The organism is Nocardia sp. NPDC023852, assembly GCF_040639505.1.
Classification (GTDB): domain Bacteria; phylum Actinomycetota; class Actinomycetes; order Mycobacteriales; family Mycobacteriaceae; genus Nocardia.
This window is the reverse complement of sequence record NZ_JBFAAB010000014.1, coordinates 105816-127270: the sequence shown is the minus strand read 5'-3', so window position 1 is coordinate 127270 and position 21455 is coordinate 105816. Positions and strand designations below refer to the sequence as shown.

Sequence of the window (21455 nt, the reverse complement as noted above, 5' to 3'; positions counted from 1 at the left end):
AACTTGCGGACCAGCGGACTCATTCATGCCGAACTACTTTCGGCGCTCACTGCCCTGCGCCACACCGACCTGTTCGCCGTCAGCGACTCCGGGCTTCCGGTGCCCGTCGGTGTGCCGGTCATCGATCTGGGAATCAGCTACGGATTCCCTCGATTCGAGCCGGTGCTCGACCTCATCCTGCAGGAGGTCACCGTCGAGGCCGCCTGGGGCAGCCGTGACGTCGCCGACCAGAACCCTGAAGCGGCAGCGCTGCTCACGGATCGTCTGCGGGCCGAACTCATCGACCACGACGACTTCAAGCGGCACATCGGGCACTGCCGCTTCGTGGTACGCACCGGAGAGGCCCAGCCCTACGCGAATGTGTTGCTGCGAGCGGGGGTGCCCTGGCTGTAGTGGGCCGGCCGTCCAGATCCGAGGAAAGCCCGAAATGCCTATGCGACCGAGCGCGGACATCTTCAATTAGGTTAGCCTTCCCTCTATGACTGGAGTCAGGGTACGGGCGGATGGTGTCGACAACACCGTATCCAGCCGTCGATCGGCAGACGGGGCCGCAGATCGCGGCAGCAGGTCCGTGACTCGTTTCCGCAAACGAAAGCCGGTGCGCGGGGCACTGATCACGACCCACCGCTGGTCGTCGCTGATTCTCGGGCTCCTGCTGGTGATCCAGTCGACGTCCGGAGCAGTCCTGCTTTATCACGCGGAACTGTTCCGCGTGAGCCACCGCTCGTTCTACCAGCACACCGACACTCCACCGGTGGTGAGCACCGAGCAGGCGGTGGACCTGGTGCGAACAGTCGACCCGAACTTCGATGTCGGCTGGGTCGGCTCGGATGGCGGTGTGATCGCCGTCGGCAACCGCGACCGCACCGCGGCCTACTCGGTGGACCCCGGCACCGGACGAATCAACGAACACGCAAGCATCACCGACGGCGCACTCGGCTTATTGCAAAACCTGCACAACTGCGCGTTCGGCTGCGTCCGCTACGCGGGTGCCGTGCCCGCGGTCAACGGACACGCACCGATTCTCGACTTCTCCTGGGCGGCGCTGATTCTCAGCACTGTGGGCCTACTTCTGGTGTTGCTCGCAGTGTCGGGCGCCGTCATTTGGTGGCCGTCTGTGAAGCGTTTGCGCCACGGCTTCCGGGTACGAACCAGAAAGGGCCGCTTCGCTCGCGACCGCGACCTGCACAACGTCATCGGGATCGTCAGCGTCCCTTTCCTGCTCATGTGGGGAATCACCGGCGCCGCTTTCGAATTTCCCGCGGTGGAGCGAGCTTGGCTGGCTATGACGGGCGGAGAACCCGTCACCGCATTGCCACAAGACAGCTTCACCCCCAGGCAAGCGCCCCCCGGGGCCCCGACGATTTCCATCACCGAAGCCTCCGACCTCGCCCTCCATCAAGTCCCCGGCAGACTCGCCTACCTGATGCTTCCCACTGAAGCCGCGAACTACTACCGCGCCGCCATCGCAGCCGCTGACGCCTACTCCCCCTACGAAAACCGAGCCTTCTACAGTGGCGACGTCTTCGTCTACATCAATGCCAACGACCCCACTGATACAAAGACCGTCGACTCCAGCCAGGCGCGCCCGCTCGCCAACAGCTTCTACGACCAGGTCTTCCAACCTGCCCATTTCGGCTGGCTGGTCAACAGCTGGTGGCGCCTGATCTGGCTTCTCTTCGGCCTCACCCCACTGGCCCTGGCCGTCACCGGCCTCTCCACCTGGCTTTTCAAGCGTGCCACCCAGCGCCGCAAACGAGCCGCCTAGCATCGCGGGCACCACGGGGCCGAGAGTCGAAAGTGCGTTGACCGGCAGGCGTTGGGCCAGGCGTCACTCTTTTGGAAGAGTGACGGATTCCGGGTGACCGGCCCCTAGGAAGCCGATCCTCAAATGATGTGACAAACATCACAGTGTCTCCCATCACAAATCAGGTCATCATATGACCTGATCACATTAGGAGAGGCTGCGCCTGGCGCGGCATTGCACCGGCACACAACGAGGATGAGCGATGGACGACCAGCACAGACCAGCAGAGGACAGCTCGGCCCGGCCGCGAGTGGGCGTGGTCGGCCTCGGAGCTATGGGACTCGGCATGGCCCGCAGCCTGCGTAACGCCGGGTACGACGTCGGCGTCCACGACATGAGGTCGGAGGTGGCCGAGACGTTCGCCCAGGACGGTGGGACGGCATTCGCTTCCGCCCGGGACCTGGCGGCCACAGTGGATGTCCTGGTCGGTGTGGTAGTCAACGCGGCTCAGGTCGAATCGGTCCTGTTCGTTGACGGGGTGGCAGACCAGCTCGCACCGGGCGCTGTCTTCGTGATGTGCTCCACCGTCCCCCCAGACTGGTCCGCCCAACTCGAAGGGCGCCTGGCCGAAAGAGGTGTGCTCTACCTGGACGCACCCATCTCTGGTGGTGCCGCGCGCGCCGCGGCCGGCGAGCTCACCATGATGACGTCGGGCTCCGCCGCGGCATACGCGGTCGCCGACCCAGTGCTCGAGGCCATGAGCAGCAGGGTCTACCGCCTGGGCGACCATGCCGGACCGGGCTCGCAGGTCAAGATCGTGAACCAGCTGCTGGCAGGCGTGCACATCGCCGCGGCGGCCGAGGCGATGGCCCTGGGCATCCAGGCAGGCGTACCGGCCGAGGCACTCTACGAGGTCATCACGCACAGCGCCGGCAACTCGTGGATGTTCGAGAATCGCATGGCGCATGTGTTGGCCGGCGACTTCACTCCACTGTCCGCGGTCGACATCTTCGTCAAAGACCTGGGTATCGTGCTCGAGTCCGCACGGCCGCAGCAGTTCCCGCTCCCGCTCGCCGAAACGGCGCATGCGATGTTCCGCCAGGCATCGGCCTCCGGTCTGGGAGCTGAGGACGACAGCGCGGTCATCAAGATTTTCCCAGGCATCGAGCTGCCCGAGCCGGCCGAGGTCTGACATGGGAATCCGACTCGGCTGCATCGCCGACGACCACACCGGCGCTACGGACCTGGCCAACAACCTGGTGCGCGCAGGCATGCGCGTGGTCCAGCTGATCGGGGTGCCACCCGCCGATACGGGCCGAGAAATCGACGCCGACGCCGTGGTCATCGCACTCAAATCGCGCACGATCCCGGCCGCCGAGGCCGTCGCCGCCTCGCTCCGGGCGCTCGCCTGGTTGCGGTCCGCGGGTGCCGACCAGATCTACTTCAAGTACTGCTCCACTTTCGACTCGACGCCCGAAGGGAACATCGGTCCGGTGACCGAGGCCCTGATGGAGGCGATGGGCGCCGACTTCACCATCGCTACCCCGGCGTTCCCCGACAACAGGCGAACGGTCTTCAAAGGCCACCTATTCGTCGGCAATGTGTTGCTCAGCGCGAGCAGCATGCGCCAGCATCCGCTCACACCGATGACCGACTCGAACCTGGTCTCGGTCCTCGGCGCGCAGACGACGCGAGCGGTCGGCCTCATCGACTACGCGGTCGTCGCGGACGGCGCGAAGGCGATCCGGTCGCGCATCGACGCCCTACGCCGGGAAGGTGTCGCGGTGGCGGTCGTCGACGCCCTCTCCAACGACGACCTTGTGCACTTGGCCGCCGCGGTGCGGGGAATGCCGCTGGTGACCGCCGGCTCGGGTCTGGCGATCGGTCTGCCCGCGAACTGGGGGTTCGCACCGTCCCGGGCCGCCGCACAGCTGCCACCCCCCGACGGTCACCAGGCCATCGTCTCCGGTTCGGTCTCCGCGGCGACGAACCGCCAAGTTTACGAGCACCTGCGCAGCGGGCTCCCCGCGTTCAGCGTGGACCCGTTGCGCGTCGCGGCCGGCACGGACGTCGTCGGCCAGGCATTGGCCTTCGCCGAGGCGCACCTGGCGGACCGGCCCGTCCTCGTCTACTCCACCGAGTCACCGCAGGTGGTCCGCGATGTTCAGGGCCGCCTCGGCGCCGCCGAGGCCGGTGAACTCGTGGAGCGGACCCTTGCCCGCGTCGCGCAGGGGCTTGTCGGGCAGGGCGTTCGCCAGCTCGTCGTCGCAGGTGGCGAAACCTCGGGAGCGGTGGTGCAGGCCCTCGGCATTACCGGGCTTCGAGTCGGACCACAGATAGACCCGGGTGTGCCGTGGTGCGCGGCAACCCTCCCCGAGGGGGAAACCCTCCACATCGCGCTCAAATCCGGAAATTTCGGCGGTGCCGAGTTCTTCACCGCCGCGTTCGCCTTGCTGGCCCGGGAGGCTGCCACATGACAAAGCTGCTCAGCACCGCGATAGACGAAGCGCGCGCGGAGATCGTCCGGGTGGGCACGAGCCTGTTCGCCCGCGGCTACGTCCACGCCGGCGCTGGCAACCTCAGCGCGAGAATCGGCGACGACTACCTGATCACACCCACCGACGCCGCTCTCGGCTTCCTCGACTCCGACCAGCTCGCGCTGGTCGACGCGGATGGCGAGCAGATCGCCGGGGACCGCGCCAGCAAGACGCTGGCCCTGCACCAACGTATCTACGCCGCCGACCCCGCGGCCCGCTTCGTCGTCCACACCCATTCCACACACCTGGTCGCGCTCACCCTCTCCGGCGTGTGGAACCCCGACGACGTGCTCCCACCCCTCACCCCCTACTACGTAATGAAAGTCGGACACGTCCCGCTCATCCCCTACCACCGGCCCGGCGACCCGCGCGTGGCCGACCTGGTGACCGCTCGGATCGCCGACCGTGCAGCACGCGGCACGCCGATCAGAGCCGTCCTACTGGACCGGCTCGGGCCTGTGGTCTGGGGGCCCGACGCGGCTACCGCCACCGCCGTCCTCGAAGAACTCGAGGAGACCGCACGCCTATGGATGCTGACCGACCGTCGCCCTCAGCCACTGCACGCCTCGGCCCTCGACGAGCTGAGGTCCACCTTCGACGCCGCCTGGTGACCGGCGCCGACAGAGTCCTGACATCACCTTGCCGGCCACGCCCGGTACCCTTCCTCAACGCCGAGAAAGTTCCATCATGTCCATGCCCATCACGACGACCGAGACGCCCGACCTCGCCCGCGAGGACGCCGTCTTCCGCAAGGTCGTGCGCCGCATCGTTCCGTTTCTCATCCTCTGCTACGTCGTGTCCTACCTGGACCGGGTCAATGTCGGCTTCGCGAAACTGCAGATGTCCGACGACCTCGGGTTCAGTGAAGCGGCGTTCGGTCTCGGTGCAGGCCTGTTCTTCATCGGGTATTTCCTCTTCGAGGTCCCCTCAAATCTGCTGCTGCAACGCATCGGCGCCCGCGTCTGGATAGCCCGGATCATGATCAGCTGGGGCCTGGTCTCGGCATTGTTCGTGTTCGTCACCAACGAGACGATGTTCTACGCGCTCAGGTTCCTCCTCGGCGCCGCGGAGGCGGGGTTTTATCCGGGGGTGATCCTCTACTGCACCTACTGGTTCCCGTCCCACCGTCGGGCCAGAGTGATCGCGATGTTCATGTCCGCCATCCCGGTAGCCGGCATCTTCGGCAACCCGCTCTCCGGCTGGATCATGGATCGGTTCCAGGGCGTGCACGGGTGGCAGGGCTGGCAGTGGATGTTCCTGTTCGAGGCGCTGCCCGCGGTGGTCGTCGGCGTGATCACGCTGGTGTACCTCGACAACAGTGTGCGGAGTGCGAAGTGGCTCACCGACGAGGAGAAGTCGATCGTCGAGCGGGCGGTCGCCACCGATGCCGCGCACCAGACGGTGCACGGCCGGGTGTGGGACGCATTCCGCGAACCCAAGGTATGGCTGATGAGCGTCATCTATTTCTGCTTCGTCATGGGTCAGTACGCCCTGACTTTCTGGATGCCCACCTTCGTCGAATCCACCGGTATCAAGGGTGGCTTCGCGGTCGGGTTGCTCAGCGCCGTGCCGTTTCTGGCCGCACTCGTCGCGATGAACCTGTTCGGCCGTTCGGCCGACAAGCGCCGCGAGCGCCGCTGGCACCTGGTCATCCCGTCCCTCATGGGGGCCGTAGGTTTCACGCTCGCGGCAAGCTGGACCGGGTCGACCGCGCTGTCGCTCGTGGCGCTGGCCGTCGCCGCCGCCGGGGTGCTCACCTGCGCGCCGCTGTTCTGGTCGCTGCCCACCGGATTCCTGGGCGGCGCGGCGGCCGCGGCCGGCATCGCCGCGATCAATTCGGTCGGCAACCTGGCCGGCTTTGTCAGCCCCTACATGATCGGCGCACTCAAAGACGCCACCGGCTCGACGTCGATCCCGATGTACGTCCTGGCGTTCGCCCTGCTCATCGGCGCCGGGGCGGTGCTCACCACCAAGAAGCAAGCCGTCAACCGCTGACCCTACGGTCAGCATCCGAGCACAGGAGCCACCATGCCGAGGTTCGCCGCGAACCTGTCCACGATGTACGCCGAACACGACTTTCCAGATCGCTTCGCCGCAGCGGCCGCGGACGGCTTCGAGGCCGTCGAGTACCTCTTTCCCTACGACTACGATGCCGCCGAGCTGCGCCGCCGACTCGACGACCACGGACTGCGACAGGTGCTCTTCAACGCGCCTGCCGGGGCATGGCAAGCCGGAGACCGCGGGATCGCGGCTCTACCCGGGCGCGAGGGGCAAGTGCGCTCCGGGATCGACCGGGCGCTGGAGTACGCCACGGCGCTGGGCTGCCCGCGGGTACACATGATGGCCGGGCTGGTCCGGTCGAACGCCACTCCGGCGCAGCTGACCGGGCACCGTGACACCTACCTGGCCAACCTCACCTGGGCGGCGGAGCGGGCAGCCTCCGCGGGCGTCGACATCCTGATCGAACCGATCAACCACCGCGATATGCCGGGCTACTTCCTGACCACGCAGGCCGAGGCCCACGCACTGTTGCGGGACGTGGGAGCAGCGAATCTGAAGGTGCAGCTCGACCTGTACCACTGCCAGATCGTCGAGGGCGACCTCACCGCGACTCTGCGCCGAGACATACCGACCGGCCGAGTCGGTCATCTGCAAGTCGCGGGCGTACCCGAGCGCCACGAGCCGGACCACGGTGAGCTCGACATCCACCACCTCTTTCGCGTCATCGACGATCTGGGCTTCGACGGGTGGATCGGCTGCGAGTACCGCCCCATGGCCGGAACGAGCGAGGGGCTCGGCTGGCTGGACGCATACCGAGGAGCACACGCGTGAGGATCGTCATCACGGGCGGCTTCGGCTTCCTTGGCCGAGAAGTCGCCGCGGCGCTGCTCGACAGCCGGACATTCCGCGGTGCCCCGATCGAGCACCTAGTGCTCGCCGACCGATTCGTGCCGCCCGACTCGTCCGTGGCGACCGATCCCCTCGTGGACATCGTCAAGGGCGATCTGATCGATGGCCTCGGGGAGCTGTTCGCCGAGCCGGTGGATGCGGTGATCCACCTGGCCTCTGCCGTCTCGGCCGAGTGCGAGGCCGACTTCGACCTCGGCATGCGCGCCAACGTGGATACGACGCGCGCGCTGCTCGAGGCCGCTCGGACACAGTCGGATGCCGGAGGGCGGACGCCGAGGGTCGTGTTCTCCAGCAGTGTCGCCGTCTACGGGTCCGACCCGATGTCGCCGCTACCGCCGGTAGTCAGTGAAGCGACCTTGCCCGCGCCGCGGTCGAGTTACGGAACGCAGAAGTTTGTCTGCGAGCTGTTGATCGCGGACTACACCCGGCGTGGCTACATCGACGGACGCGTCGCCCGGCTGATGACCGTATCCGTGCGGCCGGGCAAGCCGAATGCGGCGGCTTCCGGCTTTCTGTCCGGCATCGTCCGGGAGCCGCTCGCGGGCCTGCAGGCGATCTGCCCCGTCGATCCGGGTCTGCGTGTGGCCTTGGCCTCCCCCCGGCGGACGGTCGAGGGAATCCTGCGCGTCGCGGAAGTCGAACGCGGCACCGGGCCGGGCCGGCTCGAAGGCGCAGGGCCGGTCAACCTTCCGGCGCTCACGGTCTCGGTCGCCGACATGCTGGCCACGCTGCGGAGGGTGGCCGGCGATACCGTCGCCGAACTGGTGACGATCGCGCCTGATCCCGAGGTGGAGGCACTCGTGGGTTCGTGGCCCGCGGTCTTCGACAACGCGCGCGCCGCCGCCCTCGGGCTGGAGGCCGACCCGGACTTCGAGGCGGTGGTACGGGATTACCTCGCCGACAATGCCGATGCGATCACGTATCGCCTTGCGGCAGCGGGCGACGCGGCGCCGATAGACTGACAACCATGCTTTCCAAGGTGCGCGGCCCGGTCCGGCTCGCGGATCGGGTTGCCGCGATGCTCTCGGAGGAGATCGATTCGGGCCAGCTCGCCGAGGGCGACCGGTTACCGACCGAGGTGGAGCTGGTCAAGCAGTTAGGGGTCAGTCGTACGGTGGTGCGCGAGGCTGTGTCGCGACTGCGTAACGCGGGGCTTGTCGAGCCGCGGCAAGGTCTCGGCGTGTTCGTCACGTCGCGGCGCACCCGTCCGCTCGACTTGGCGGCCGAGGCCGCCGACACAAAGTCGAAGGTTTTGCAGATCGTCGAGGTTCGCCGCGCGTTGGAGGCCGAGGCCGCCGGTCTCGCGGCCACCCGAGTCACGCCGGATACCGTTGCCCGGATCCGTCAGGCGTTGGACGCGATCGACGCCGCGGTCAGGGCCGGCGGTGACGGCGTGGACGAGGATCTCGCCTTCCACCGCACTATTGCCGAGTCGACCGGGAACTCGGTGATGGCCTCGACGGTGCGGTACTTGGGCGACCTGATGCACGGCGGTATCCGCGTGACACGCGCGAACGAGGCGCGGCGTGCCGATTTCATCGCTGCCGTCCGGCAGGAGCATCACGCCATCCTGGCCGCCATCGAGGCCGGAGACACCGGGGCTGCACGAGCGGCCGCGCGCCGCCATATGAAGCATGCCGCCGCCCGACTCCAGGATGCGGATGATCGGTTCTGGACCGAAACCGATGAACTCGAGGTCGATCTCGACACCGCTCCCTGACCCCGCAGCCCGTTTCGAACCAGATATCCGCTCGCCCGTTCCACCAGAGATTCGACTTCCGGCTCAGCGGGACGTCGCTGACTCGATCCAACTCCATCCCGGCCGCCGTTGCCGACAACCGAAGGACTCACTGGCTTCGCGTGAAATACACGGGCGCGCCGGCTATTTCGGCAGCGGGTGGACAATGTCGCCCTGTGCCGCCGCGAGTGGTGCTCGAACGACGTGGCAGAGTGCGGGCGAGTTACCAATGTCGGGAATGCCCGATACTACGGCGGTAGAGAGGAATGCCGCCTTGGTATCCGGCGGTCTTGGAGTGAGGTTACGAATGGTGCTCGTAAGCCCGCTGACTGGGATGCCAGGGCGGTCGCAGGAAGGGGGCACGAATGGCTACTACCCGCGATGAGCTGATCGGGTTCGTCGAGGACCTGTACATTCCCAAGATCGCCAGGTATGGCCTCGAGTCCGTGATCCACGCAGCGCAAGAGGCCATGGAGGCGTCGATCCTGCTGTTCGCCTCCGGCGAAGGTGGCGAACAACCGGATCTGGTGGGTTGGCTGGACAAGCGGAACCTGCTCAGCGACGACGGACTCGACGAGCCACCGGGTGAGTCTGTGATGGCCGACAATTACAGCTCGCGCCAGTCCGAAGTCAACACAAAAAAAGACGAAATGGATCAGCAGAGTCGCAAAGTCAAGGACTCAGCGTTCAAGACCTTCAGTCTCTCGAACGATACGTACATGTCGATCAAGGAAAGGGTCGGCAAACTCGACAAAGATCTTCGTGATATCAACCAGCGCACGGACGAGGGCGGAGCTTATCTGCCCCTGACTTTTGCGGAAGAAACACGTGCGATGCGCTACGTACTGCAAGCCGTCGAGGATGTGCACGACGCTGTCGAAGGTGCATCCGACCACATCCGGAATCAAGCGGCCGACATCGATGGCTCGCGCCCGTCCTTCGCGAGCGCACCGCGCGGTAATGGTTCTTACTCGCCGCCAACTCTTTCGACACCGTGGACCGCGAGCAAGGCCAGCTATGACCCGACCAGGAATGGCACTGTCGACGATATCCTCAGCAGAGCACGGCACGAGCTGGATCTCGGTGTCCGTGAAAGCGGCGGCAACAACGTCGCCGGGATATACGACAAATACGGCCGGCTCGTGGAGAAGAGGCCGTACAACATATCCGACGCCTGGTGTGCCTCCTTCGCCAGCTGGTTGTGGGAAAAAGCCGGTTACAAGGTCAACTGGACCAACAAGAATTATGTGCCCAGCATCTGGTCGGACGCCAAGAAGATGGGATTGGCGGCAAACGCGGCAAACGCCCAACCCGGCGATATGATCATCTTCGACTGGCAGGGTGACGGGAACCCCGACCATGTCGGAATCGTGGAATCCGTCAACGGCAATTCGATCACCACCATCGAAGGTAACTCCAGCGACGCCATAAGGCGCAACAACTATCGTGTGGGCACCTCGAGCCTCGTCGGTGTCGTAAAGCCGCCGCCCGCGGGAACCCAGGCGCAAAACGTCGCGGTCTAGCGGAGTTCGAACGGCATGCCCGCTGGTCGGCGCCGGCGATCTGCGGCAGCTACCAGCCTCGTGTGGACATCGGAGCTCGATACAACGGAGTGCGGCGAGAGACGCTATTCGGCTGCCGTCACGAACTACCGCTGATGACTTGTCCGACAAAGGATCTGCCGGCGATCATACCTTGGGACAACACGCTCGGATGCCGCGTATGACGCGGACGGTCAGTCGTTGGTCTCGGCCGCCGGGCTCGGCCGAGACTCGCGGGCCTAGGCAAAGCCGTCGCCTTAGAGGGAGATAACTTCCGTGTGGTGGACCAGCCGGTCGATCAGCGGCGGCGACGATGTCATCGCCGAACACGTCGCCCCACCGACCGAACGGCCGGTGGCTGATCCAGCGGCATACGGATCACTTCGTCAGCGCCTTGCCGCCATTCGGAGCCACCGCGAACCACGTCCCGCCGACACCCTGTCCAAGCAGATCCCCCGGCTTCTGGTCCTTCGAGAAGTAGTACACCGGCCAACCGCCGATGGTGATCTGGCATGTACCGTCCGCCCGTTCGATGAATCCGACGAGCTGGGGGTCGACGCTCGACGCGTAGACCGATTGGTCACGGGCCACGGTCAGTGGCGGCCAGGTCACCGCACACTGCCCGGCACAGTTGGATACCGACGGCTTCGCGGTGTCCTTGTCGAACCGGTACAGCGACCGGCCCGACCCGTCCGACACGTACTGTCCGACACTCGGATTGCTGGTCACATTGAGCTGCACCGTATTCGCGGTCCCGGCCGGGGCTGCTCCGCCGTAGATCTTCAGCCAGCCCTGTGTCTTCGCCACTGCGGGGGCCTGCCCCGCGGCGGGCGCCAGCGCAGCGGTGGCCGTGGTCGAGGATGCCACCTGCGACGCCGGCGCGGCCGCCGGCTCGGGCTGGCCGCCTTTGTCGCCACCACAGGCGCTCAGCAGGCCCGCGAGAACGACCGCGGTCGCCGCGACCGGCACTGCGGCACGCTGGAATCGTTGGGCTGAGCTCATGTTTCGAACCTTCCGTCGCTGTTCGATGAGGCGCACACTGCATCTCGTCACTCGTACTACGAACTGCCGCGACCACCGGTTCACCCGGCGCGCCATCATCGCGGCGTGCGCTACATCACACTCACCGTGGCAATGGGCTGGCTCCTCAGCGGCAACGCTGTCGACCAGGCGATCCGGCGGCTGGGGCGGTGAACCCTTGGACAGGCAAGTCGTTGCGGAACGCCCACGCCGCCCGCGAACGATCGACCAACCTCCGATAGACCCTCAGCGACCCCTGCATGATCTTCCGCCTCCCTGCGACCCGGGCCCGGAGTACGGCAGGAGCCCACCCGGGCGATCGTGTCAGCACTACTTCAGGCCGTGCGACGACAAAATCGCCGTGACACGTCAAAGAATCAGTGGTTGTCGACCGGGCCGGGTCCGGCGCCATGCCACAGCGAGGAATAGGACAAGGCCGAGCAGCGGCAGGGTGCCGATCGTCCAACTCAGCGGCAGTGGCGGTCCTGGCTGGTCGAGTACCTCCACGCTGCCCAGGGTCCCTTCCCCGTGTCCGAGCGGGCCGTCGATCGCGAAGGTGAAGGTGTAGATGCCCGGAGAATCGAAAGCCTTGACATCCAGGCCCCAGGAGTCGCGCTTGCGGGGATGGCGCACCAGCGGCCTGACGCGTCTGCCGGGTTTGATTGCCGGTCCGGTCAACCGCAGCGTCCCGGAATTGTCGGCGATGCCGCCGTCGGGCATGAACGTGAAGTCCAGCGACTTCATCGCGCGGATGGGCCAAGTGGAGAACCCGATGGTGATGCCGTAGGGACCGGCCTGGACACGCTCGGTGTGGACGATGTCGACCGGCGCGTATGCCGACGCTGGGGCGATCGCCACCAGGGAGAGTGTGACCGTCGCCAGCACAGTGAAGACGAGCCTGCGCAGCATGGTCATCGGACGGCCGTCGTCGCGGGTGCGAACACGGGGAGCATGGTGGCGAATCGGCTACCGAGGAATCCGGCGAGCAGCCCCAGTGGCACCCCGAGAATCGTGATTGTCATGATGTCGCGGAACGCAATGTGCGGCATGGCATGAGTGAGGTTCATTTGCAGTGGGAACGTCGCGCCGACGATGACACCGGTCACTACACCTGCCACCAACACGATCTTCTTCGCGTCGAAACCGCGGGCGCGAACCAGCCAGAACAAACCCTCGACGGCGACCGCGGCCACGATCAGAAACATCGGCATGATGGCGGGCAGTTCCGGCGGACGTGACGTGAGACCGTCACGCAGCGGGAGCCCGATTGCCGAGGCGTAGGTTTCCGCGGCCCACGGCGAGAACCACCACAGGATGGCCTGCATGGCGCCGAGCGCTGCTGCGATGGCGATGGTGGCGCCCAGGCGGGCCAGCAACGCCCCACCGAGGATGAGCAGCATCGGCCCGAACAAGACGATCCCGAGGATGGTCGGGTCGGCGGGCAAGTGCAGGTTGTTCAACGCGTTGGTGGGAATCGGCGCGAAGGTGATCAGGATCGGGATCGCGAGGACAATGCCGCTCCTGCCCCAGAAATGGTCGCGGTGGGCTGCGAAGACGATGATACTGCCGATCATAGTGAGCGTGATCGACAAGAACAGCGCCACATGCGAAGGGGTGTTCAGCACCGCGTCGAAGCCGTAGATCGAGTGCCATTCCAGGTCGAGCAGGCCGTAGAGCAGGAACAACGCCGCGCCCGCTCCAGCGATCATGTAGCCGATCGGGGCGGTGAGGTTACTGCCGAACACTCGGATGGGTGTACCGCCCATCCGAGGCACGGGCCGCCCGGCACGTTGGGCGGAGGTGGTGATGAGCACCATGGCGAGGCTGGCGAACCCCGATATGGCGCTGCCGGAATACAGGAACAGGTGCGGCAGGGTGAAGAAGGTGTCTGGGCCGACGTCGTTGTGCCACTGGATATCCCAACTGAGACCTACCAATGTGACGGCGGTGCCCAGTAATACGACCCAGGCGCCGACGCGGGCCGCTGTGCCGTTGTCGGATTCGGTGGCGGACGCGGCCGCCGGTACGCCTTGGGCGATAGGCGCTGCAGGTCCGGCGCGGCCTTCAGTCGCGTCGGACGATGCTGGAGTGCTCATGACGGACGGTCCTTCCTCTGGTCGTGCTCCGACTGTTCTTGCTGATGTGTACCGGGCCTGGTCTCATCCACCGACCCAGATCGGCAGCGTGAGTTGGTCGACGCCGTCGTGCGCTTCGATCGACAGTCGAAGCTCCCACGGGCCGGTCATCATCAAAGGCAGCGCCGCGACGTGGAAGCGATGCCCTCCAGCGGGTACCGCCGCGACGGGCTGTCCGGCGTAGCCCATGAGCGGCTGATCGGCCTGAATCCGCACTGCCGCATGGCCTATCGGGGCACCGGCACGGTCGGTGATGTCGATGTCGATGTCACTGTGGCCGACCCGAAGGCTGTCGATGGTGACGGTGACGAGGTGGTGGGAGGTGCCGGTGTTCAGCACGAGTGGGCCGGGCAGGTTCGGCCATACCAGCCACACGATGGCGGCGATCACTACACCGCCCACGAGGAGAACACGATGGGGACGAGAGCGGCGATCGGGTACCCCTTCAGCGGAGGTCGACGCGCTCATCGATGCACCCCCGAGGCCGCCGCGACGTCGATAACGACGGGAACGGTGAGCACGGTGTAATGCCGTTCGACCTGGATCCAGAGCCGGTACCGGCCCGCGATGGGGAAGGTGTAGGTGAAAGGAACATCGGGTCCGTACGCGGCCACAGTCTCGTCGGGCGCACTGTCACCGTTGACCGGCGGCATGAGCATGACTCCCCGTCCCGCTGCGGTGTCGGTCATGCCATTCATCTCCGGCATGCTCATCCCCGGCATGTCGGACATGCCCTGCGTCGCTGTCGAACCCATCGAGTGGGCGTGCCCCCATATGGGCGAGTTCTGCACGGCCACAGCGGTATCCGCGTCACTACTGTCCGGCAGCGGGCCTGCCATGATCATATGCCCGACCATGCCGAGCCACGGTTGCAGGTCGGCGGTGTCACCGACTTCGGCGGTGATGGTGGTGGGTGTTCCAGCCAACGGGGTCGTCGTTCTGATGGTGACGGGAACTGCCTCGATGACGGTCGACCCGGTTCGGTCGCCGGCGCCGAGATGCAGCGGTACATCCGGTGGTGGCGGTGCCGCGCCAGACGCTTGATCGGGTGCCACAGTGAAACCGGCTACGACGCGCACCATTTGAACCCCGCCGCCGCGCCGGGCCAACTCGGCGGACACTGCATGGCGTCCCTGCTCGGGTGATGCCAGATGGACCTGATAGCGACCCGGTCCGGTCCGGATCGGGTGCAGATGCGACAAGCGGCCCGTCGGTCCGATCACCAGCAGATGCATCAGGGCGCTGTCGTGGACGACGAGATCGTCGACGGGTGTGCCGGTGGCCGCGTCGATCAGGGCAAGGTCGAGATCGCCTGGCTGCCCGGCGGTTGCGGGTGAACCCTCGACAGTGAGCAGCACAGGTGGACGCGAGAAGTCCGAGATCAACGGCTGGTTCAGGGTGTACGGATCTGTGACGTTGTCCATCGAGGGGTCGAGCTGGCTACCGGGCTGAGGGGGCAGCGGCAATGATGCCGACAGCAACGCGGCGGTCACCGACACGGCAATTCCTGCCACCATTCCCCCCGCCGGAAGCAACGCCCACACGCTCCGTCGGGCGCGCATTGCCATCAGCACCGAGACCGGAAGCAGCACGCCTGCCACCAGAAACCCGCCGTAGACCAGACGCTCTGGTGGAGAGGTGACCTGCTTCGACACGATGAACGGAAGCCGCGCGACCCGCACGCCGTCACCAATGGTCAGTTCCCATGGCCCGGCCCGGTCCATCGTCAAGGTAGTCGAGTACATCCCGGGTGTGCCGCCGAGCTCGACAACGGCCTCGGCAGTGGGTTCCCCCGGTGCGGGCAATGCCGACTGCGTCGTCACCCCCGTCGGTGTCGCCGCGAGCCTGAGCTGTCCGGCGGCGGTACCGGCATGGGTGACGACGTCCACGCGCAGCGGTCCAGGCACGCTGGTGACCTGGCGCAGCACGATCGTGAGTTCACGATCACCAAGGGTCTGTGCGACCGAGACATCCGCTCCGGAGAACGGGGAGTCGGCGAACGCGGGAGCGATCCCGGCCGCCAGGAACAGGGCGCACAGCCCCGCGGCGAGCAGAGCGCGGCAGCGGACGGCAACAGTCACGACCGCCATATTAGGGATCGGAATCTACGAGATCATCACCTCCAGAGGGGATTCCGCCTCCCCGCTGGAGTGATGCCGCGATACCGGAAGTACCGGAGAATCCCTGAGCGGCCCCAGTGCACAGATGCGTCTGCACTTGGGGCACGGGTCGGTCCCACAGACGGCGCTGGAGTGGGTGTAGACCGAAGTCGGCCCCCGATAATGCGTGGCTGTCGAAAAATGGCTGGCCCTATACACCGAGCGGCGACGGAGCGGTTACCGGTGCGCCTCCTACCCAACGGGGTCTGAGAGCAGGTGTTCGATTACCCGCTCGAATGAACGCCCCTGACCGCCGTACGGGTCCGTCACCAGACAACGCTGTCGGATAGTGCTGGCAGAGTGTCCACGACTGCTCTAGGAGGTGCTCGACACTCGTGGGTGACTACTTCGAACGAATCGTCGACGTCGAGGTGACCGCTGCGGATGCGGACGTGCTGGCGGCACGAATGCTGGATTGGATGATTTCCCGAGGGCTGCTCTCGCGGGAGATGTCCGACGAGGCGATGTACAGCCTCAGCGTGGACAAAGGATATGTGCCCGGACCTCATTGGGCACGGATCACCCAGGAATGGGGTGACTGGATTCCTGGCCCGGTAGCCGTGATTGTCGGGCGCGCCGATCACTTCGGCGGACAAGGCGCGATCGAGCCGGACTCGGCCGTGTGCCCGCATTGCCAGGCGAAGACTCTGATCATCGACTACCCGCAACAGTGGGAGGCCGATCCCGAGGCTTGGCAGCCATTCCGGGACGGCATCGACGCATGGAAGCAAACCGGTGTCGGGGCTGCCGGCTGCAATTCCTGTGGCGAAGCCGTTCCGGTCACCGAGTGGCGCTGGCCGTCCGGGTTCGCGCTCGGCGCGCTCGCCTTCGATTTTTGGGGCTGGCCACCGCTCACCGAGAGTTTCATCAGCGAGTTCGGTGCGCGACTGGGACACCGAATCGACCATCAAATGGGCAAGTTCTGAACGATCTGCCGCCGCGACCGGTGGAGGCAAGAACCACCACTCCCGACCCGTGAACCGCGGCATGTCCGCGGCGACCATCGGCGAGCATCTCTTACGCCCCCGGGGACCAGCGAGCCGGGTCATCGCTGTACACCGATCCAGCAATCGCGGCCGTGGCATTCGTTCGGTGTACGACCACCCGGTGCATCGCCCCGGACCAGTGGCGGCGACCGGTGTCGGTACCGGTTAGGCCACCACGATGACCGCCGCCGTCATTCGCAAAATCACTCGGCGGTCGAACAACCATTTACTGACCGAGGCCGGGGCCGGCATTATCGAGTCGGTACCGAAGCGAACCGTCCGGGCCGCGGTATACCGCGGCCCGGACGGTTCTCGACGAGTTTTGACGCTCCCGCACAGCGGAGGAATCCGAGAGTTCGGAGCCTGCCGCCTGACGGGCCACTCATAGTGGGCTGGCAGAATTTTCCTCTTCGAGCGGCTCGGTCGCCACGAGTTCGGATACGGAAACTACTTGTGGCGATTCCGCCGAAACGGGACCGGCTTCCGGTGATTCCGCCTTCGACAGTGGTTCCGCGATGTCCTCCAGGGATTGACCTTCGGCGTTCACGCCGAAGAACCAGGCGACAACGCCACCGAAAATCATGAACCCCGCGCCGATGAGGTATCCCACCGTGAGCGGGAACCGGTCGGGGTTCGGGTTCTCGGCGCCGCCCACCAGGTGACCGAAGAGGAACGGTGCGATGACACCACCGACGCCCTGCGAGATGGCGAAGAAGAACGAGATGGCTTGACCCCGCAGTTCCAGCGGGAATATCTCGCTGACCGTGAGATAGGCGGAGGACGCACCGGCCGAGGCGAAGAAGAAGATGACACACCAGAACAAAGTCTGAGTGGTGGCGTTGAGGATACCTGCGTTGAACGCCCATGCGGAAACGAAAAGCAGGACACCGGATCCTACATATGTCGCGCAAATCATCTTCCGACGGCCGATGCTGTCGAAGAGCGGGCCGAGTACCAATGGTCCGATCAGATTGCCGACGGCAAACGGGAAGAAATAGTAGCCGGTGTGATGGTCCGGCACGTTGTAGAAGTGGATCAGCACCAATCCTACGGTGAAGAATATCGCGTTGTACAGAAAGGCCTGCGTGGCCATCATCGTGAATCCGAGGAAGGAACGAGAAGGATACCGACCGAAGAATATCCGACCCATCTGCACATAAGAGAGTCGATCCGTATCCACGATATCCAGAGCTTTGCTCTCGTCGACCGGAGGAAGTTCGACTCCTTGACTTCGAACCTGCGCCTCGATCTCGTCGACGGTCCGATCGGCTTCCTCGGCCCGCCCATGGGTGAGCAGCCAGCGTGGGCTTTCGGGGATGTGCCTGCGCAAGAAGATGATAACGAGCCCGAGAACGGGTCCGATGAAGAAGCCGATTCGCCATCCCCAGCCGGTCGGGATGAGACTTTCGTTGAACAGGACCAGGCTTGCCGCCGCTCCCAACGCCGCGCCGCCCCAATAGGTGCCGTTGATCGCGATGTCGACTCGGCCCCGATACTTTGATGGCATGATTTCATCGATCGCCGAATTGATCGCCGTGTATTCCCCACCGATTCCGGTGCCGGCGATGAAGCGGAAGAAGTAGAGTGACCAGGCATTCCAGGAGAATCCGGCCAATCCACTGCCGATCAGATAGATCGCCAGGGTCAGGATGAACAGTTTCTTGCGACCGAGCCTGTCGGTGAGCCGACCGAAGACGAGTGCGCCGACGACTTGGCCGGCCAGATACCACGACGCCATCGCGCCGACTTGACCACTCGTCAGATGCAGAGTTCCGGCATTCTGCAGCGGTCCGGCCATGCTGCTGACGATTTGGATCTCGATTCCGTCCAGAATCCAGGAGACGCCCAGACCTACGACGATGAGCCAGTGGAACTTCGTCCACGGAAGCCTGTCCATCCTGGCGGGGACCAGACTTCGAATTACCTTTGTTTGCGCTGTCGACACCTTGCGATCACCTCATTTTCCTAAGAATTCTAGTTCGTCCACGGGACTGCATGGGTATTCGATAGGATCATGTCAATATCACCGCCCTGTTCTTGATCCCCATCGCATCGGTGAAATTTTGAACCTTGCGAACGAAGTTCGGTCCAGATTCGTGGACATATTTCCGTCTCGGGTGACCGTGTCGGTGCCGCCGACGGGCTACCCCGCCGGCGGCAGTACAGACCATCAGCAGAACGTGCGCGCTGACCAGTAGCCGGACGGCAATCCGCCGCGCGGGATGGGAGTTGGCCCAGTCTCGACATCGCACCAGCATGGCGCGCGGCCCCCTATACGCCGTGTCCGACGTCCTGGACCAGCAACGCCAGGAGTCCAGGTCAAGGCTCGACACGTGCAGTCGCATCCGTCATCACCCCGCGCGAGCCTGGAACCGGTTACATTTGTTGTTACATGTGCATTGGCTCACTATTTAACGTGCCGTTACTTGGGAGTTCAATGTGACAGGGCGTAACGCGTATTATCCCAGCTGCCCCGGTGCCGACCGTCGCGGGCCGCTCGCGCCCAGCTGGGACGCGGCCCGCCGATGAGCAGGGGGGAGGAGACGGCCCGCCTCAGCGTGGCGGTCCGGGCCGTCGGTGGCCAGCGACACGCCGCTCGGGCCGACCAGTACATCGTCCGAGCTCGACGCCGTCCTGGTGGACGCTCCGGCTTGCAGCAATGTCGTGATCGCGACGGTCAGACAGTCGCGCCTCTCGGGAAAGGCTCACCGCCGACGGCGAAGAGCGCACGCAGCGCGTCGTCCATACCGTCATTGTGGTGGAGTCCGCGACCGACCTGAGCTCCGCCGAGCGGCGTGGATTCGCGGAGTCGGTTTTCCATACCGGATGCCGGGTACGCCAGCCAACAGCCGGTCCCCCGAGGCGACCGGCGTCTCCCTGCCGAACCAGGAGGTGGCGATGCGCGTCGGATACAAACTGGCGGCCGAGGCATTCGGTCCGAAGGAACTTGTCCGCCAAGCGATTCGGGCGGAAGAGGTCGGATTCGACTTTGTCGAGATCAGCGATCACTTTCATCCGTGGCTGGATAACCAGGGGCATTCACCGTTCGCCTGGACAGTGCTCGGCGCGATCGCCGCGAAGACCGAGCGGATCGGTCTGGCCACCGGCGTGACCTGCCCCATCCTGCGATATCACCCCGCGATCATCGCTCAGGCCGCCGCCACCCTCGCGATCGTTTCCGATAGCCGATTCACCCTTGGTGTCGGCTCGGGCGAACGCCTCAACGAGCATGTTGTCGGCCGTGAGTTTCCGCCCGTACGCGTCCGACAGCGGATGCTGCGCGAGGCGCTCGAGATCATCCGGCTGCTCTGGCGCGGCGGCTATCGCTCCTACGATGGCGAGTTTCTGACCGTCTCCGAGGCTCGGGTATTCGACCTGCCCGACACGCTTCCGCCGATCGCCGTCGCCGGGGGTGGTCCGGAGGCGGCCCGGATCGCCGCCGAACTCGGTGACGGCCTGTTCGCCACCGAACCGAAGCCCGACCTCGTCGACCGTTACCGCGCAGCCGGCGGCACGGGCCCCCGCTACGCCGAGGTCGGCATTGCCTGGGCTCGGGACGAGGAGACGGCAGCACAGGCAGTACTGGACACGACGCGCTGGGCAGTCACCGGGTGGAAGGTGATGAGCGAACTGCCGAACCCCGCCAATTTCGCTGCGGCGACCACCACGGTCCGCCTGGAGGACATCTACGACAACTTCGCCTGTGGCCCCGACCCCGCCCGCTATCTGGACGCCGCGAAGCAGTACACCGATGCCGGCTTCGATCATCTCGTCATGCAGAACGCGGGACCCGACCCCGACGGCTTCCTGGACTTCTATCGCCGCGAACTCGACGAGCCCCTCCGCACACTCACCCCGAAAAGCTGACGCCGCGCGATTGCCCGGAGTCCGTCACCTCGAGGCACACCGCAGGTCCGACCATGGGCAACCGGGGCATCCGCCGCACACCCCCTGACAGCAGGTGGGTGCTATACCCGAGCAAGCTGCGGTCGGCCCACACTTGTCCTCCAGGCAAAGCCGACCCCGACCTCGCCCGCGGATCGCAGCTGGTCGCCGAGATCTCCCTCCGACCGACTCGGAAGCGTGGACCGTCAGGGGCATTGACACTTTTCACGCTGACCTCGGCGGCGGCGAACTGCTCTGTGTCCGCGCAGGGATGGGAACAGAGTACAGATTCGGCTTGCTCATTGAATCGGAAAACTTGCGGTGGGGTGGCGCGACGCTGACACTGATCCGGGTCGCAGTTTTGCGAGTGCAGGCGCTGAACATGTTGTCCGTCAAACGTTTCGAGGCAGTGGCCCGTTGTTGTGGAGCTGGATCGTCGCTTTTTGTGGCAGTTGTCGCGGCGGGGGCCGTTTCGTCGAGTGCGCCGGGTGCGGCCGTCGGTGCTCCTGGTGATGTCACCACCACGGTGGCGCTGTCGGGTAGAGCGGCTACCGGCTGCACGGTGCAGGTGACGGCCACGGTAGCGGGCAGTTCCGCACTCGGGCTGGGCAGCGACATTCCGCCGGTGGAGTTCTGGGACGACTGGAATTCGCTCGGAAGTGTCACCCCCCACGGTGAATCGCGCGACGCCGACGACCGGGGCCTCCCTGACCGCCACCATTGATTGGAAACCGACTACCAGCGGAAATCACGTCGTACGTGCCAAGTACGTCGGCGGCAACTACACGCCGGAATCG

General features: G+C 65.4%; 19 protein-coding genes and 1 pseudogene. 13 read left to right on the top strand and 7 right to left on the bottom strand.

Annotated features, from left to right (window positions below; translation table 11 throughout):
- Window positions 1–3 precede the first annotated feature (3 nt).
- The 10 genes from rbsD (at window position 4) to AB0H00_RS19755 (ending at window position 10455) form a co-directional block, all read left to right on the top strand.
- The gene (gene rbsD, locus AB0H00_RS19800; RefSeq protein WP_357268072.1) at window positions 4–393 is read left to right on the top strand and encodes a D-ribose pyranase; all 390 of its coding nucleotides are present in this window, start codon (window positions 4–6) and stop codon (window positions 391–393) included.
- 85 nt (window positions 394–478) lie between these two features.
- Window positions 479–1768, top strand: coding sequence for a PepSY-associated TM helix domain-containing protein (locus tag AB0H00_RS19795; protein ID WP_357268071.1), 1290 nt, complete (start codon window positions 479–481; stop codon window positions 1766–1768).
- A 241-nt stretch (window positions 1769–2009) separates the two neighbouring features.
- Entirely contained in the window at window positions 2010–2939 is a 930-nt protein-coding gene (gene ltnD / locus AB0H00_RS19790) for an L-threonate dehydrogenase (protein WP_357268069.1), read from the top strand.
- A gap of 1 nt (window position 2940) precedes the next feature.
- Complete coding sequence (gene otnK, locus AB0H00_RS19785) at window positions 2941–4224, top strand: 3-oxo-tetronate kinase (protein WP_357268067.1); 1284 nt, start codon at window positions 2941–2943, stop codon at window positions 4222–4224.
- Complete coding sequence (locus tag AB0H00_RS19780; protein ID WP_357268065.1) at window positions 4221–4895, top strand: aldolase; 675 nt, start codon at window positions 4221–4223, stop codon at window positions 4893–4895. Before otnK ends, AB0H00_RS19780 begins: the two co-directional genes overlap by 4 nt.
- An 82-nt stretch (window positions 4896–4977) precedes the next feature.
- Window positions 4978–6279: an MFS transporter gene (locus AB0H00_RS19775; protein ID WP_357268063.1), complete on the top strand. Its 1302-nt coding sequence runs from the start codon at window positions 4978–4980 to the stop codon at window positions 6277–6279.
- Window positions 6280–6312: 33 nt separating this feature from the next.
- Entirely contained in the window at window positions 6313–7116 is an 804-nt protein-coding gene (gene otnI / locus AB0H00_RS19770; protein WP_357268062.1) for a 2-oxo-tetronate isomerase, read from the top strand.
- A complete protein-coding gene (gene denD, locus AB0H00_RS19765) occupies window positions 7113–8156 on the top strand; it encodes a D-erythronate dehydrogenase (protein ID WP_357268060.1) in 1044 nt (347 codons plus the stop codon). The genes otnI and denD overlap by 4 nt, the downstream gene beginning before the upstream one ends.
- Before the next feature lie 5 nt (window positions 8157–8161).
- Window positions 8162–8914 (top strand): FadR/GntR family transcriptional regulator, encoded by a 753-nt coding sequence (locus tag AB0H00_RS19760; RefSeq protein ID WP_357268058.1) that lies wholly within the window; start codon window positions 8162–8164, stop codon window positions 8912–8914.
- A 383-nt stretch (window positions 8915–9297) separates the two neighbouring features.
- On the top strand, window positions 9298–10455 hold the full coding sequence (locus AB0H00_RS19755) for a CHAP domain-containing protein (RefSeq protein WP_357268056.1): 1158 nt from the start codon (window positions 9298–9300) through the stop codon (window positions 10453–10455).
- Window positions 10456–10730: 275 nt separating this feature from the next.
- Here the strand turns inward: AB0H00_RS19755 and AB0H00_RS19750 are convergent.
- The 6 genes and pseudogenes from AB0H00_RS19750 to AB0H00_RS19725 form a co-directional block, all read right to left on the bottom strand.
- Window positions 10731–10833 (bottom strand): annotated as a pseudogene (locus tag AB0H00_RS19750) (ATP-binding protein); the annotation flags it as partial.
- 18 nt (window positions 10834–10851) lie between these two features.
- Window positions 10852–11475 carry a hypothetical protein gene (locus AB0H00_RS19745; protein WP_357268055.1) on the bottom strand — a complete coding sequence of 208 codons (624 nt, stop codon included), beginning with the start codon at window positions 11473–11475 and terminating at the stop codon, window positions 10852–10854.
- A gap of 387 nt (window positions 11476–11862) precedes the next feature.
- Window positions 11863–12408 carry a hypothetical protein gene (locus AB0H00_RS19740; protein ID WP_357268053.1) on the bottom strand — a complete coding sequence of 182 codons (546 nt, stop codon included), beginning with the start codon at window positions 12406–12408 and terminating at the stop codon, window positions 11863–11865.
- Complete coding sequence (locus tag AB0H00_RS19735) at window positions 12405–13589, bottom strand: hypothetical protein (protein ID WP_357268051.1); 1185 nt, start codon at window positions 13587–13589, stop codon at window positions 12405–12407. The genes AB0H00_RS19740 and AB0H00_RS19735 overlap by 4 nt, the downstream gene beginning before the upstream one ends.
- A 63-nt stretch (window positions 13590–13652) precedes the next feature.
- Window positions 13653–14096, bottom strand: a complete 444-nt coding sequence (locus AB0H00_RS19730; RefSeq protein ID WP_357268049.1) for a hypothetical protein — start codon at window positions 14094–14096, stop codon at window positions 13653–13655.
- Window positions 14093–15709 carry a hypothetical protein gene (locus tag AB0H00_RS19725; RefSeq protein ID WP_357268047.1) on the bottom strand — a complete coding sequence of 539 codons (1617 nt, stop codon included), beginning with the start codon at window positions 15707–15709 and terminating at the stop codon, window positions 14093–14095. The genes AB0H00_RS19730 and AB0H00_RS19725 overlap by 4 nt, the downstream gene beginning before the upstream one ends.
- A 413-nt stretch (window positions 15710–16122) precedes the next feature.
- Here AB0H00_RS19725 and AB0H00_RS19720 point away from each other — a divergent pair, with 413 nt between their 5' ends.
- A complete protein-coding gene (locus AB0H00_RS19720; protein ID WP_357268046.1) occupies window positions 16123–16713 on the top strand; it encodes a hypothetical protein in 591 nt (196 codons plus the stop codon).
- A 442-nt stretch (window positions 16714–17155) separates the two neighbouring features.
- Here AB0H00_RS19720 and AB0H00_RS19715 read toward each other — a convergent pair whose 3' ends face one another.
- The gene (locus tag AB0H00_RS19715) at window positions 17156–18718 is read right to left on the bottom strand and encodes an MFS transporter (protein WP_357268044.1); all 1563 of its coding nucleotides are present in this window, start codon (window positions 18716–18718) and stop codon (window positions 17156–17158) included.
- Window positions 18719–19671: 953 nt separating this feature from the next.
- Between AB0H00_RS19715 and AB0H00_RS19710 the strand changes: the two genes are divergently transcribed.
- Entirely contained in the window at window positions 19672–20640 is a 969-nt protein-coding gene (locus tag AB0H00_RS19710; protein ID WP_357268042.1) for a TIGR03557 family F420-dependent LLM class oxidoreductase, read from the top strand.
- A gap of 313 nt (window positions 20641–20953) precedes the next feature.
- Entirely contained in the window at window positions 20954–21382 is a 429-nt protein-coding gene (locus tag AB0H00_RS19705) for a hypothetical protein (protein WP_357268041.1), read from the top strand.
- The last annotated feature ends 73 nt before the right edge of the window (window positions 21383–21455 follow it).

Excerpts from the sequence above, each read along its gene's own strand:
- AB0H00_RS19795 (WP_357268071.1), top strand. The coding sequence starts at position 479 with ATGACTGGAGTCAGGGTACGGGCGGATGGTGTCGACAACACCGTATCC.
- ltnD (WP_357268069.1), top strand. The coding sequence starts at position 2,010 with ATGGACGACCAGCACAGACCAGCAGAGGACAGCTCGGCCCGGCCGCGA.
- otnK (WP_357268067.1), top strand. The coding sequence starts at position 2,941 with ATGGGAATCCGACTCGGCTGCATCGCCGACGACCACACCGGCGCTACG.
- AB0H00_RS19780 (WP_357268065.1), top strand. The coding sequence starts at position 4,221 with ATGACAAAGCTGCTCAGCACCGCGATAGACGAAGCGCGCGCGGAGATC.
- AB0H00_RS19775 (WP_357268063.1), top strand. The coding sequence starts at position 4,978 with ATGCCCATCACGACGACCGAGACGCCCGACCTCGCCCGCGAGGACGCC.
- otnI (WP_357268062.1), top strand. The coding sequence starts at position 6,313 with ATGCCGAGGTTCGCCGCGAACCTGTCCACGATGTACGCCGAACACGAC.
- AB0H00_RS19760 (WP_357268058.1), top strand. The coding sequence starts at position 8,162 with ATGCTTTCCAAGGTGCGCGGCCCGGTCCGGCTCGCGGATCGGGTTGCC.
- AB0H00_RS19755 (WP_357268056.1), top strand. The coding sequence starts at position 9,298 with ATGGCTACTACCCGCGATGAGCTGATCGGGTTCGTCGAGGACCTGTAC.
- AB0H00_RS19745 (WP_357268055.1), bottom strand. The coding sequence starts at position 11,475 with ATGAGCTCAGCCCAACGATTCCAGCGTGCCGCAGTGCCGGTCGCGGCG.
- AB0H00_RS19740 (WP_357268053.1), bottom strand. The coding sequence starts at position 12,408 with ATGACCATGCTGCGCAGGCTCGTCTTCACTGTGCTGGCGACGGTCACA.
- AB0H00_RS19735 (WP_357268051.1), bottom strand. The coding sequence starts at position 13,589 with ATGAGCACTCCAGCATCGTCCGACGCGACTGAAGGCCGCGCCGGACCT.
- AB0H00_RS19730 (WP_357268049.1), bottom strand. The coding sequence starts at position 14,096 with ATGAGCGCGTCGACCTCCGCTGAAGGGGTACCCGATCGCCGCTCTCGT.
- AB0H00_RS19710 (WP_357268042.1), top strand. The coding sequence starts at position 19,672 with ATGCGCGTCGGATACAAACTGGCGGCCGAGGCATTCGGTCCGAAGGAA.